This window comes from Algoriphagus taiwanensis, from assembly GCF_036245645.1.
GTDB lineage: Bacteria > Bacteroidota > Bacteroidia > Cytophagales > Cyclobacteriaceae > Algoriphagus > Algoriphagus taiwanensis.
Genome location: NZ_BTPE01000009.1, coordinates 18,777 through 32,006 on the forward strand (window position 1 = coordinate 18,777; position 13,230 = coordinate 32,006).

The 13,230-nt window shown below is 46.4% G+C and carries 10 protein-coding genes; 5 read left to right on the top strand and 5 right to left on the bottom strand.

The window, feature by feature from the left end; translation table 11 throughout:
- The first annotated feature begins 149 nt into the window (after nucleotides 1-149).
- Nucleotides 150-1,961: an adenylate/guanylate cyclase domain-containing protein gene (locus tag AAA938_RS12945; protein WP_338229160.1), complete on the top strand. Its 1,812-nt coding sequence runs from the start codon at nucleotides 150-152 to the stop codon at nucleotides 1,959-1,961.
- Nucleotides 1,962-2,165: 204 nt separating this feature from the next.
- Here AAA938_RS12945 and AAA938_RS12950 read toward each other — a convergent pair whose 3' ends face one another.
- Nucleotides 2,166-3,290 (bottom strand): hypothetical protein, encoded by a 1,125-nt coding sequence (locus AAA938_RS12950; RefSeq protein ID WP_338229161.1) that lies wholly within the window; start codon nucleotides 3,288-3,290, stop codon nucleotides 2,166-2,168.
- A gap of 135 nt (nucleotides 3,291-3,425) precedes the next feature.
- On the opposite strand from AAA938_RS12950, the gene AAA938_RS12955 reads away from it, so the two are divergent.
- Together AAA938_RS12955 and AAA938_RS12960 are read left to right on the top strand one after the other, a co-directional pair.
- Nucleotides 3,426-5,324, top strand: a complete 1,899-nt coding sequence (locus AAA938_RS12955) for a sensor histidine kinase (RefSeq protein WP_338229162.1) — start codon at nucleotides 3,426-3,428, stop codon at nucleotides 5,322-5,324.
- The gene (locus AAA938_RS12960) at nucleotides 5,317-5,955 is read left to right on the top strand and encodes a response regulator (protein ID WP_338229163.1); all 639 of its coding nucleotides are present in this window, start codon (nucleotides 5,317-5,319) and stop codon (nucleotides 5,953-5,955) included. The genes AAA938_RS12955 and AAA938_RS12960 overlap by 8 nt, the downstream gene beginning before the upstream one ends.
- Nucleotides 5,956-6,106: 151 nt before the next feature.
- On the opposite strand, the gene AAA938_RS12965 is transcribed toward AAA938_RS12960, so the two are convergent.
- The gene (locus tag AAA938_RS12965; RefSeq protein ID WP_338229164.1) at nucleotides 6,107-7,195 is read right to left on the bottom strand and encodes an aromatic ring-hydroxylating oxygenase subunit alpha; all 1,089 of its coding nucleotides are present in this window, start codon (nucleotides 7,193-7,195) and stop codon (nucleotides 6,107-6,109) included.
- Between the two features lie 58 nt (nucleotides 7,196-7,253).
- Here AAA938_RS12965 and AAA938_RS12970 point away from each other — a divergent pair, with 58 nt between their 5' ends.
- Nucleotides 7,254-8,570 (top strand): APC family permease, encoded by a 1,317-nt coding sequence (locus tag AAA938_RS12970; protein ID WP_338229165.1) that lies wholly within the window; start codon nucleotides 7,254-7,256, stop codon nucleotides 8,568-8,570.
- A 7-nt stretch (nucleotides 8,571-8,577) separates the two neighbouring features.
- Here AAA938_RS12970 and AAA938_RS12975 read toward each other — a convergent pair whose 3' ends face one another.
- Complete coding sequence (locus tag AAA938_RS12975) at nucleotides 8,578-9,027, bottom strand: GNAT family N-acetyltransferase (RefSeq protein ID WP_338229166.1); 450 nt, start codon at nucleotides 9,025-9,027, stop codon at nucleotides 8,578-8,580.
- Nucleotides 9,028-9,275: 248 nt separating this feature from the next.
- Between AAA938_RS12975 and AAA938_RS12980 the strand changes: the two genes are divergently transcribed.
- Nucleotides 9,276-10,631 carry a metal-dependent hydrolase family protein gene (locus tag AAA938_RS12980; RefSeq protein ID WP_338229167.1) on the top strand — a complete coding sequence of 452 codons (1,356 nt, stop codon included), beginning with the start codon at nucleotides 9,276-9,278 and terminating at the stop codon, nucleotides 10,629-10,631.
- A 352-nt stretch (nucleotides 10,632-10,983) separates the two neighbouring features.
- On the opposite strand, the gene AAA938_RS12985 is transcribed toward AAA938_RS12980, so the two are convergent.
- A complete protein-coding gene (locus AAA938_RS12985; RefSeq protein WP_338229168.1) occupies nucleotides 10,984-11,886 on the bottom strand; it encodes a hypothetical protein in 903 nt (300 codons plus the stop codon).
- 26 nt (nucleotides 11,887-11,912) lie between these two features.
- On the bottom strand, nucleotides 11,913-13,133 hold the full coding sequence (locus AAA938_RS12990) for a hypothetical protein (protein ID WP_338229169.1): 1,221 nt from the start codon (nucleotides 13,131-13,133) through the stop codon (nucleotides 11,913-11,915).
- Nucleotides 13,134-13,230 lie beyond the last annotated feature (97 nt).

Here is a 13,230-nt window from a genome sequence, read left to right on the forward strand (position 1 = left end):
TCAGTTGAGTCCGGAAAAATGTCTACCGCTCATTGAAGTATGGGAACAAAAGATCAAATTTTCAGTCTATTTTGCAGGGTAGCTTATCCAATAGGCTACCCTGACAAAATTTTGGGTCTTACATTCTTCCTTACTAGCTCGCATAGAACTTGAAAAATCTGGTTTTCTTTTTCCTGTACTTTTCGATTTGCAATCTGGCTCTTGCTCAGGCTATGGATGAATCCAGTCAGATTCGTTCCAAGGCAGACAGCATCAAGGAATTGTACTACGCCAGCGGTGAAAAAAATCTGGATCACTTGGCCAGCTTTATGGTCTATGAGGCTAACCCGGACAGCTTGCTGAAATACGGAAAGATCTATCTGGAAAAGGCACAGCGGGATTCTCTGGACAACCATCTTTCCAGCGCCTATAGCATGATCGGCTACTCCTACAAATACAAGGGAGACCTTTCCAAGGCCTTGGAGTACTTTTTTGAATCCCTGAAATATGCCCAAAAGTCAGGCTCCATGAAGGCTCAGGGCAGGTCCTATGTGACGATCGCAGACACCTATTCTGCCAGCAAAAACAGTCAAAATGCCGCCATCTATTATCGGAAAAGCATTGAAGTCCTCGAGCAGGAAAGTGATTCCACCTCCCTGGGTTCGGCTATCTTCAATGCGGGGGATGAGTATTTGAAACTGGGAAAGCTGGACTCCGCTCTCCTCTTTGTGGAGCGGGCCCAACTGATCTTTCAAAAAATAGATTTTGAACTGGGCCAGGCCTATTGCCTCGGCAACCTCGGGATGATTTTGGCAGAGTACGGGGACAAACTCACTTCCGAAAGGCGCATCAATGAGGCCGTGGCCATTCTTGAAAAGTACGAGGAATACTACCCCATCTCCGTCTATCTGAACTACATGTCCAATATCTATCTGGAGAAAGGAGATCGCATTTCTGCCTTGACCTATGCCCAACGAAGTCTGGATCTGGCAGGAAAATACGGCCTGAAAGACCAGATCAGCGAGGCCAACCTTTTGCTTTCCAATATCTATGAGGCGCTGAATAATTCCACCAAAGCGCTGGAGTATTACAAAAAGCACATTCAATACCGGGACAGTGTCAATAATATTCAGGCCGTACAGGAAATGGCCAATCTGCGGACCGACTATGAAGTATCCCAAAAGCAGGCCGAAGTGGATCTCCTGGAAAGCGCAGCGACTATTGCCACCCTGAGGGCCAAGCGTCAGACCTTGCTCCTTTATGGGGTTTTGGTCATGTTTATTTTGGTTGGCCTGTTGGCGATTGGCACCTTTAGACGATTTAAGTTTGAAAAGGAGACCAAGAAGATTATCGAAGAGGAGAAAAACCGTTCCGACCAACTTCTGCTCAATATCCTTCCGGAGGAGATCGCCGATGAGCTGAAAATCCACGGAAAAGTAAAGGCCCACCGCTTCAATTCCGTGACGGTGCTCTTTACGGATTTCAAGAGTTTTTCTACCATGGCTGAAGAAATCTCTCCCGAGAAACTGGTAGAGAGCATTGACTATTACTTCAAGGAATTTGATCGAATCACAGACAAATACGGACTGGAAAAGATCAAAACCATCGGGGATTCCTACATGTGTGCGGGCGGACTTCCTACGGAAAACCAAAGAAATGCCTTCGATGTGGTCCAAGCCGCACAGGAGATGATGGAGTTTACCAAAAAGCCCAAACCGGAGGGAATCGTCCCCTTTGAAATGCGGATAGGAATTCACACCGGGCCGATTGTAGCCGGGATTGTAGGGGTTAAAAAGTGGCAGTACGACATCTGGGGTGATACGGTGAATATCGCCTCGAGAATGGAAAGCAACTCCCAAGAGGGAAAAATCAATATCTCAGGCAAGACCTATGAGATCATTAAAGACGAGTTTGACTGCGAATACCGGGGCAGCATCGAAATCAAAAACAGGGGAATCTGGGATATGTATTTTTTGAAGTAACCCCCCTACCCCCCATTGAGGGGGGAGTAGGTCACGAAAAAATCAATTTTGTATCCTTCTTTAGGACATCCTTAAATTCCTTGTGTCCTTGGTGTTCTTCGTGGTTATCTCTTTTGAGACCTCATTTAATCCTTTGAGAACTTGGTGGCAAAAAAAAATGGCCTGCGTTTCCGCAGACCCATGAGAGTTAAAAAATAGACTGAATTAGGGATCTATACAGAAGCTTCCACTGACCTTTGCCAGCTGCTTGTTTGTTTTATTGTCATAGCCATCCCCGTAGGCTTCAAACTCATAAGTGCCGCGAATCTGAGGGCTGACAGATTCGATAAATAAATTCCCGGTATCCTTATTTTTTCCAAAATCCCGGTTGGTTCTCCAGTCGTCATTGATCGACCCTTTTAGCGCAATGAGCCTGCCTACTGCTCCCGCATTGGTTAAGCCAGCCCCTGCACCTGCATTGATGAAATCCAGCCTCTTATTTGCCACCAGATTACCCGGGGTTAGGAGGATTTGAATTACATACCGGGTATCTCCGGATGTTCCGTCGATCACTAATCCCACGTCAGAAGATTTGTAATCTGAAAATATGGTATTCCCGGCTACCTTTTTGCCTGTACCAGTCACTTGGGAAACTGGCCTGATTTGATCTCCCCAGTAGCTCACCAAAGTGGGGGCTTTGATTTCGTTAATACAGGAACCTGAACCGGAGCCTGAGCCTCCAGAGTCAGTTCCACCCCCAGAACCTCCTCCGGAGCCCAGTAATCCTCCAGTGCGACTTGTATCAAAGTCGATATCGAAATCAAAAACAATCTGCTTGGAAGCTCCCCCTTCACTGGATTGAAAGTCTCCCACAACCACCAGGCTTAAATCCCCCGAACCTTCGTAGGTATCCTTTGCCTCGATGGTAAATCTTGAAACTCCCCCGATTCCGCTGATCGGAGTGAATACATTGCTCAGAAAAGTCGTAGCCTCATCCAAATAGTTGTCCACCAAATCCAGTCCTGATCGTCCGTTGTTTGGCGCTCTGAAGTAGAAGGTATCATTGCCTAGAGTGAATTTTAGAGAAATAAATTCATTCGAAACCGATAGCTCTTGGATATTGGAAGTGGATAGCCCCGTCTCCACCCCATCAATAAGCAACTGCCCATTGGCAATCAGCTGGTCAATGGATCCGTCTGCGGAATTAAACTGCAGGAGGTAATCCTCTACTTCTGTTTCAAAGAGTTCACAGCTGGGGAGGAAAAATAAACTGAGAAAAAAGAAAAGGCTTGGAAACAGTACTTTATTCAGCCGGATAGTCCTACTGGGGAAAATAGACTGCAAATTCATAGGCTGGGGTGTATTAAGTTTTATCTGGGTTAATTTTTTCTCAAGGATCTCAGCCTCAATATTCGAGGAGTTTGTCTCCATCCACAATACCTAGAAATTGGTATTTTTCAAGGGCCTTGTTTTAAATACCGGTCAATGTTTATCTTGCTTTTCCATTCACCCCTTCACCTGTATTTCTTGATCATCACTGATTACTCTTGGATTAATTTTCCGGTAAAAGTTCTGTTTAAGCGCATTGTCTATTGGGGCTTTGCTCTGTTTTTTCTTTTCCTGGGGGCTTGTGCAGAAAAAGGCAATGAAGTTCGGTTTGGCGTCTTTCCTGACGCAGGATATGAGTCTACCCTAGCCTGGGAAAGCTTTGATACGCTGCCTAAAAGTCAGACTTTGTTTAATCCGGGAATTACCCGCACCCCTTGGTGGATTGGATTGAACCTCAGCAACCCTACGGATCAGGAAAGACAGCTTTACTTTGTCCCAAGCAATCCTCATATCAATCGGATTCAGGTTTTCGAAAACCGATCTTCCCGTCCCTCTATGGAGTTGGGTGATTTTTTTTCCTTTGAGCAAAGGCCATTTTTGGATCGGGACTTGGTGATTCCGCTTACCCTTCCTCCCAATAGCGAGCAGGAATATTTGATCTGGATGGACAAGGTGGGAGAAACCTTCCATATCGAACCCAAGATTTATGATTTTGGGGAGTTTCAGGAGAAAAAAGCAAAAGACACACTAGTCATGGGTTGGATTTTGGGTTGGATGTGTCTTGTATTGGTTTTTGCACTCTTCTTTGCAGCCGAGCTCAAATCCTCAAGCGGGGCAATTTATGCGGCTTATGTGCTTTCCATTTCACTTTGGCTGGCCACCCATTGGGGACTTACCTTTCAGTATATCTGGCCGGAGCAGGTCGTATGGGTGGGGAAAGCCCGCCCTTTCTTCAATCTGACCACCAATATCTTGATTCTGCTTTTGGTCATTCGATTTTTCCCTCCCCACATAACCGGAAAAATGACCTCCAGAGTCATCTGGGCTGTAATCATCGTCCAAGTAGCCCTGATCTATTCCATTTTTGCTACCTCTGAGATCATGAGCAATACGGAAGGAAAAGTCCAGCTCCTGCAATTCACGCTGGTGGTTTCCCTGCTTTCCAGCCTGCTGGTTTTGGTGTATTCCTATCAGCAATGGAGAGCAAAAGTGCCTCTGGCCGGATACTACCTGCTGGGAGTGGCCTTTTTGGCACTCTTTGGAATTATCCTTCAGCTGAATCAGAAAATCCTTCCCATGGGTCTTCCCTCCTATTTGGTGGATTATGGCAGCGCCTTTGGCCTGATGGGTGAGACAGGAATGATTACGGCAGCTTTTGCCCGGAAGGCATCTCTATTCAAAAAGGAAAAAGAAAAACTGGCATTCGAAATTCTGGAAAAAGAAAAGCAGGTGGCCGATCAATTGATCCAGGTTCAAGAGGAAGAGCGAAAGCGACTCGGAAGAGACCTGCACGACAGCATTGGAGGCATGCTGGCCAGTCTGTATCTCAAGACTGAAACGATTCAGGCAGACAATCAAGAGCAATCTTTGACGGAACTCAGGCAAATGATCGAGCAAAGCATACAGGAAGCCCGATCACTAAGCCACAACCTCACTCCGCATCATTTGGAGGAAAACGGGCTGGAAAATGTGCTCAGCCTTCAGATCAATCTCCTTCGGCAGAAATACCCTTTGGATTTCCATTTCTTTTTCAAAATCGATTCAGAGCTTCCCCAGACACTTCAGGTGATCCTGTACCGCATTTCCAATGAACTCCTGCAAAATATCGTCAAACATGCCCAGGCTACGGAAGCCTTGCTGAGTATTTCAGAAATTGACGGGAAAATAGAGTTGATTGCGGAAGACAATGGAAAAGGAATAGATCCTGAACTTCCGAAGACAGGAATCGGCTTAAAGAATATCCAGGAACGAGTAGCTTACCTTAAAGGAAACCTGGACTTGGAATCCAGTTCTGCCGGTACTACCATTACGATTACCATACCCCTACATGCTTAACTTCTCTGAAATCAAACTGGTACATATTGATGACCACTTGCTATTTGCCCAAGGGGTCTATTCTTTGATTGGAAACGAGTCCTTTATTCAGGAATTAGTACATGCTGAGACGCTAAAGGAAGGTTTGGAATGGGTAAAAAAAATTCAGCCTGATCTGATTTTACTCGACTATTTTTTACCGGATTCCAATGGAATTGGATCAATCCGCGAACTTAAAAAAATATGCCCGGGCTGTGGGATCATTTTACTCACTATGGAAAACAATCCCGAAGTCATGGAAAAATGCAGACAGGAAGGGGCTATTGGGTATTTGCCAAAATCCATCAGTAAGAAGGCACTTTTGGATGCCATCAACAATGCCATCCAGGACATTCCTACCTTTCCCGAAATGAGTCCCCTCGCTCCAAAAGCCCCAGAAGCTCCATCCCAAATGAATATTCTGAGTAAAAGGGAAAAGCAGATTGCCAACCTGATCACCCAAGGATATACTTCAGCAGAGATTGCCGAACAGCTTTTCCTCAGCGAACTCACAGTCAATACCCATCGGAGAAATCTCATTCATAAACTGGGCTTGAAGAATTCCGCTCAGTTGGTAGCTTTTATTGAGAATTTGAGATTTAGGGATTCTTGAAAACCCTATTCACCATTCATTTCAACTTAGGCTAAAAACCTTCTTGAATTCTTTGTGTCCTTGGTGTTCTTCGTGGTTATCTCCTTCTTGAACTCATTTAATCCTACGTGAACTTTGCGGTTCCCCCCCTTCGTGGTAAAAAAACAAGATTTTACTTCCCCAGAAACTCCGCCAGCAATCCCTGAAAATGATGCACTCCTTTCTCCATTTTGGGAGAAAACCGTCCGGTCTGGTAGGCCCGTGAGGCCATCCCTTTGAATACCCCTTCCACCACAAATTCATCCTCCCGCTCTACCTTGTCCAAAGCCGCTCCTGCACCCGTATCCAGTTTGGATTCGTCGTAGACATAGCTGATGAAACTGACTTTGGTTCGATTCAGGGAAATGGGCTTGACCACATTGATCGAGCAGCCCCAGGGATAAAAGTTGAACATCATATTGGGGAAGATCCAAAAATAGTAGGCAGAAATCTGCTGCCCGTAATCCTCGTGCTCCTTTGGCAAATCAAAGACATGCTCCCCACCGGAAGAATGCCCGACCTGCAGATTGCAATGCGGATAAAGAATCGTCTCGTACTTCCGATAATCCAAGACAGCATTCAATCCCTCGTGCACAAAAGGGATATGAAATCCCTCCAGATAATTGTCGCAGTACAAAACCCAATGGGCATTGACCAGATAATCCTTGTTTCGGCTTTTGTCCTCTTTAAATTCCTCCAAAGGGAGAAAACCGATCTTTCGGTTCATGGCCTCCAAAACCGGTTCAAAATCAAAAGCGTCCTCACCCAAAGCCGTAAATAACCAAGGACCCAGATTTTTCAAGGGAAACTGGGTCAAGTGATCCTCTTTTCTCGGAAAATCCTTCGCTTCCTTAAACTCCGGCATAAACTGGAATTCCCCCTGCAGATTGAATCTCCGTGCATGGTAGCCACAGATGATTTGCTTGGTTTTGCAAGGGTCATGGCAGAGGATATTGCCCCTGTGGGTACAGACATTGGACAAGCAGTGAAGGGTCCCCTGATCGTTTGTCAGTAGCATGGGTTCCTCCAATCCAAACTCCAAAAAAGTGACCGGCTTCACCTGACCGGGAATTTCCACTTGGCTTTTATCCCCGATAAACTGCCAGGATTTGGCAAAGACTTTCTCGATCAATTCATCAAAGACCGATTGGGAACGATAAAAGGAAGAAGGGAGCGTTTCGGCTTGGGTAATATCGGGATGGATGTGGAAGGCTTTGGACATATTTCTTTATCTTACTGCATCCACAAATTAAGGAAAACCCACCAATCCTATCTTTCATTTGAAAAATTCCTCGACAAGGCAACTTGGGCTGATCACTGTAATTTCCCTGGTGGCAGGAGGAATGATCGGTTCCGGGATTTTTTCCTTGCCCGCTGTCCTGGGCCAATTGGGAGCAATCAGCCTTTTGGGATGGATTTTGGCCGCAGCCGGGGCTTATACTTTGGCCATCATTCTGGGCAAGCTGAGCAAGGCCATTCCTGAAAGCGGCGGATCTTATGCCTACACCAAAACTGCCTTTGGGGATTTGCCCGCTTTCTTGGTCGCTTGGGGTTATTGGCTTTCCAACTGCAGCACCAATGCCGCCATTGCCCTGGCCTTTACCGGCTATCTGAGTGTACTATTCCCTTTTTTGGAAACCTCCCTTTTTGCCTTTGGGATGACCGCCTTGGGAGCGATCTGGAGTTTGACCGCCTTAAATTTCTATTCGATCCGCTCTTCGGGCAATCTTCAGGTGCTTACCACTGCCCTGAAGATTCTTCCTTTGCTGATTGTGGCTATTGGGGGATTCTTTTTCTTTGACAGCACCCACTTTCAGCCTTTGAATCTTTCCGGTGAATCAGATTTTCAGGCCATTACCACCGCCTCTGTGCTTTGCTTTTTTGCCTTTATGGGGATCGAGGCCGCGACAATTCCTGCAGAAAACATCAAAAACCCAAAGCTTACGATCCCAAAAGGAACCTTGATTGGAGTGACTTTGGTGGTTTTGCTGTACCTTTTCAGTACGGTTTCACTTTTTGGAGTGCTATCCCCCGCCGAATTGGCAAGCAGTCTGGCTCCGTTGAGTGATGCAGGAGTTTTGATCTTTGGGAAAAATTCCAGTTATATCATTGCTGTGGGAGCCTGTATTTCCACTTTTGGGGCTCTGAATGCCTGGATTTTGATTCAGGGTCAAATTTCTTACGCGATGGCCAAAGACGGACTTTTGCCCAAGACCCTAGCAAAGAAAAACCGATTTGGAATCCCCGGAAACGGATTGATTTTCTCCAGTCTTTTGGTGACTGTGGTGCTGGTTTTCAACTTCAGTGAGAGCTTTGGCAATCTGTATTCCTTTATGATCCGACTGACCACGGTGACCTCCTTGTTTTTTTACCTTTCGGCCGCTCTTTCCTTTGGGTATTTCTGTTATCGGGGGCGATTTGGTTTTGTCTGGAACATCAAGACCATCCTTCTTTCTTTGCTGGGATTAGGATTTAGCGTTTGGTTGTTTGTGGGTTCAGGCTGGGAAGCCATTCTCTGGGGTCTGGGAGGAATAGTGCTGGGCTTACCGGTGTTTTTTTGGAGTAAAAAGCAAAACCAAAAGCTGAATAGGCCATAATTCTTCCTCAGGCTTTTCTCACCATCTCGATATGCTCAATCCCGTCTTCGTCGTAGGTTTCTCCCTCGGCTACAAAGCCCAATGAAGCATAAAATTCCAAGGCGTAAGTCTGCGCTCCCAAGCGGACAGGAACGGGTCCATACAGAGATTCGCAAGCGGCAATGGCTTCTTCCATTACTTTTCTTCCCAAACCCTTACCCCGATAGGCAGGTGCAGAGACCACCCGTCCAATAGCCACCTCAGCATAAGAAACACCCGCAGGCACAATCCGGCAATAGGCGACCAAATCTTCTCCATGATACAGGCTAAGATGATGGCACTTTTGATCCTTATTGTCCATATCCAAAAAGACACAGTTTTGCTCCACCACAAATACCTCACTTCGGAGTTGGAGGAGTTCATAGAGCTCTTCGTTGGTCAGTTGGGAAAAGGTTTTTAGCCGGGATTCTAGTTGCATAAGCAGAAAATCTGGTCTGGAGATTTGATTTTACAGAAATCGAAGATAGGCCAAAAGTCCAAAAGAGAGTTTGACTTTTAGCTAAATGGGAGAATTCCTCTGTTTTACTCCCAAAACCGAAAAAATCAGGAAAAAGGTAACAAGTGGCCTTGCTTTCAGTTATTTTTAAACTAATTGCAACTTTGCTAAGGCCTTTTAAATCCAATCGTTCGTTTTTTCCAACTATTAAGTGTCCCCCTCTTTTGCTTATGAAGCCCAAAATTTCCAGTTCCCGAAAAATCACCGTCGCCTATCTTTGCGCAATTCTTTGGTCTTTTTGTTTTCCTGCCTGGTCACAGGAACCCGCCCGGACCGTATTTCAGGGAGTTCGGGTCTTTGATGGCAGCACGGGTACACTTTCTCCCGCCCAAAATGTACTGATCGAAAACAATACCATCCTGCAGGTCAGCAGAGAATGGACACAGGAAATGAAAACTGCCCCAACAAAAATCGATGGTAAAGGAAAAACCTTGATTCCGGGATTGATCGATGTGCATTTGCATTTGGTTTTTGGGTCTCTGAGTATGGTAGAGATGCTTTCTCCCGGCTTGAATCAGGAGGGAATAATGAACAAAGCCGGAAAAGGGGCCGAGGAAATGCTGATGAGGGGCTTTACCAGCGTCAGAGATGTGGGAGGCCCGATTTTCCCATTGAAAAATGCGATAGATCAGGGCAAAATTTTAGGACCCAGAGTATGGCCCTCCGGAGCAATAATCAGTCAGACAGCCGGACACGGGGACTTTCGCACTCCTGATGAGCGATCGAGGAAGTTTTTTGGCACTCCTTCTCGGGCAGAACTTTTTGGAGCGACTTTCATAGCCGACGGAAAGCCGGAAGTGCTTACCGCAGTGAGGGAAAACCTCCGTTTTGGAGCCAGTCAGATCAAGCTGATGGCCGGAGGAGGTACTTCTTCAGCTTATGACCCGATAGACGTGACTCAGTACACCTTGGAGGAAATGCAGGCTGCGGTCGAAGCTGCGGAAGATTGGGGTACCTATGTCACGGTCCATGCCTATACCGACCGAGCGGTGCAAAAAGCCATTCAGGCCGGGGTGAGATGCGTGGAACATGGGCAGATGGTATCTGAGGAAACCCTGCAATTGATGGCTGAAAAGGGCATTTGGCTGAGTCTTCAAAACCTGATGGAAGACAGTCCCAATATGGACCCTGCCCGGAGAGAGAAAAGAAAGCCCGTCCTGGAAGGACAGAAAAAAGTCTGGGCTAAGGCCAAGGAATTGGGAGTGAAATTGGCTTGGGGAACGGATTTCCTCTTCGAACCTGAGCTCAATCGAGAGCAGAATGCCTACATTCTAAAGCTTCAGGAGTGGTTTTCTCCTGCAGAAATCCTGAAAATGATTACCCACGACAATGCCCAACTTTTGGCCCTTTCCGGGAATAGAAGTCCGTATCGGGGGGAATTGGGCGTGGTCAAAACCGGGGCTTTGGCAGATTTGATTTTGGTTGACGGGAATCCCTTGGAGGATCTTTCCCTCCTAGCCCAACCAGAGGAAAAATTTCTGGTCATTATGAAAGACGGAAAAGTGGTCAAGAACAGGCTGAAGTGATCCGATCATCCGAAAATCTGACTCTGATTTAAGAATGATTTTGAATTGAAGAGGATAAGGCTCAACCGGCTTGAGTCAACAGTCCGATAGCAATCGGAACACAGTACTTTTCATAGTATTAATACCCTTATTTTCTTTAGTCAAAGGGATAAAAATGATTTTTCAGATAATGCAACATGGATATACGGAAATTTGCCAATAGCTTATCCTAAAGGTCAAAAAGCCGATTAATGGTAAAATTTTTGGGCATCTTCCGTCTTCGGACTTCGGTCTTCCGGCCAATGATTAGTCAACTGCCAGAATAGCGCATATCTATCCAATCTAGTTTCCATAGAAAAACCTCCTGTAGCTCTCAGCGCTTTTCCCTTTCCTCCGACCGGAAATAGAAAAAGAGACAGACGTACATCACGCAGGTGAGCACATGCCATATCGCATGTCCCTGAAAAATGGAATCCGGACCGGTAAACTGGTCCGCAATATCCAAATCCCGTATCCGGGAACCCAAAACTAGGGCGACTACCCCTCCCAAAAACCAGCGAAATTGGAGGTGCTTTCCCGGGGTAATGGCACTCACTCCGGCAAAAAGAAATAAGATCCCACTCAGGTAGCCTGAGATTTCAGTGAAGGAATACTCCCATTTGTAATAGGTAAAATAAACCGAGCCCAAAATGATCCCCAAGGACAAAAGCGGCCAAGTGGACAGTATCTGATTGGTTTTTGGAATTCGCATTTTGGGAAGCCAACTCCCAAAGGCAAAGGAAACCAAAGCAATCAGAGTAGCATACATGGCACCGACGTCACACTGCTGCCCGTAATGCGTCAGGGAGGCATGGAAAAATCCACTTCCCAATCCCAAATAAATCCCGGTCAACCCGAATAGTAAAGTCTGCACAGGGGCAAAAGTCAGATAGCCCCTTCGGAGTGGCCATTTCCTTTTCCAATCATAAATCCCCAAGGCCAAAGCATAAAAGCCAAAAAGGATATAAACGATATTTGACCACGTATTCATCCGGGTCCGGAAAACACTGTCTGAATAGATTCGCTCCCCGTATTCGGGATCAAGAAATTCCGCTGCAGGTTTCCAATCGGTCCAGACAGGAACGTCCTTTCCCCACCAAAAAATAGCTACAGCTATCAATAGTACGATTCCCGTCCCACCCAAGCCAATGCCGTGTACCCAAGCCGGAAGACTATCCAACTTTAACCTTTTGGTCAAGGGAAGAGCAAGTTGCTTAGCGAGTGACTTTCGTGACATGGGATTGGATTTAACTTGGGTTCAGATTAAAAATTATCAATAGGTACTGCTGAAATCCCAATGGTAGGCTGATCTCCGGTAATGGTCCAGGCAAAGAAGACCTGATTTCCATAAATTTCCATTTGAGGAAAACCACTCCGTCTACCGGGATCCATGGAGGCTACTTTTTGCTTTGGAAATGTGTCTCCGGCCCGATTGATCTTTTGCACCATCAAAAAAGTGGAATCTCCGGCCATTTCCATCCAGGAAACCAATCCTTCCTGCTCGTTGAGCAAGGCCACATCTACCCTACCCAAGGCATCCCGGATGCTGATTACCTGAGGAGGAAAAAAATCCGCTCCGCTAGTTTCGGAGAATGCGACTTTGACGGCAGATTCCTGATTGACATCGGTAAACCAAGCGGCAAGGACCGTTTGGTTGATAGCTGCTACTTTGGGACCATTGACCGGGCAGCCAGTAATCTCCCAACCGTCAGGGTAAATGATTTGGGGTTCGGTCCATTTTCCTTTAACCAATCGGGTGATGGCAATATCCCGGATTTCCCGGTCTGAGCGATTTCGATAAAGAATAATCGGCCCCTCAGCGGTCATGGCAGCCGTAGTTTGACAACAATCGCAGGTGCGGGCGTCTAGGAGTTCGTCCCAAAGGACCTTTCCTTGCAGATTCACCTCTGCCGCCCGAATCGTCATCGCACCTGAGGCTTCATGATTGGAATGATCATGCCCTCCGGAAGTATTTCTCCCATCCAGCCATGTGACCAGATAGCTGCTGTCGGAATAGGCAATGGAAGTAACAAAACCATGCTCTGTAAGTGTGCTGTCCTGATGAAGCGGTAGTTGGTTGGTCCACTTGCCATCTGCCGTGGAAAAGGCCTGAAGCTGTATGTCGTAGGAGAAAGTGGCCGGGGAAGACTTTTTCAGAACATGAGCCAGGTAATTTCCCTTGTTTTCAACGAGTGCCGGAAAGTCCGCCCAGTTCACAAACCAATCCTGCCCTTGGGTGATCATTTCAGGTTCAGACCAGCTTTCATTTTCCCACCGGGAGTAGAAAAGTGCTGAAGTGGAGTCATTGACTGAAGAAACAAAGGACAGTAGAAGCTGATCCTCAGATGCAGACAGGACGGGCAGAGAGGCAGGAAGGTCTCCGGGAAAAGGAATAGACTCGGGTTTCCAGTTGGTTTTCTCCGGGTTTTGGCAGGAAAACCCGAATAGCAATCCACAAATGGCGATAAGCTGAAAAGATTTCATTTGATAAAAGTAAGGATTGGAAGAATGGAATGGAGGATTTTTGAAGGTAAAAAGAAACAGAAAACTCAGGCATTTTATACTCTTTACCATTGGAAAA

Bases quoted from the DNA above. Each gene is read 5' to 3' on its own strand.
- AAA938_RS12965 (WP_338229164.1), bottom strand. From the start codon at position 7,195: ATGTCCAAAGCCTTCCACATCCATCCCGATATTACCCAAGCCGAAACG.
- AAA938_RS12955 (WP_338229162.1), top strand. From the start codon at position 3,426: ATGTTTATCTTGCTTTTCCATTCACCCCTTCACCTGTATTTCTTGATC.
- AAA938_RS12980 (WP_338229167.1), top strand. From the start codon at position 9,276: ATGAAGCCCAAAATTTCCAGTTCCCGAAAAATCACCGTCGCCTATCTT.
- AAA938_RS12985 (WP_338229168.1), bottom strand. From the start codon at position 11,886: ATGTCACGAAAGTCACTCGCTAAGCAACTTGCTCTTCCCTTGACCAAA.
- AAA938_RS12990 (WP_338229169.1), bottom strand. From the start codon at position 13,133: ATGAAATCTTTTCAGCTTATCGCCATTTGTGGATTGCTATTCGGGTTT.
- AAA938_RS12960 (WP_338229163.1), top strand. From the start codon at position 5,317: ATGCTTAACTTCTCTGAAATCAAACTGGTACATATTGATGACCACTTG.
- AAA938_RS12950 (WP_338229161.1), bottom strand. From the start codon at position 3,290: ATGAATTTGCAGTCTATTTTCCCCAGTAGGACTATCCGGCTGAATAAA.
- AAA938_RS12975 (WP_338229166.1), bottom strand. From the start codon at position 9,027: ATGCAACTAGAATCCCGGCTAAAAACCTTTTCCCAACTGACCAACGAA.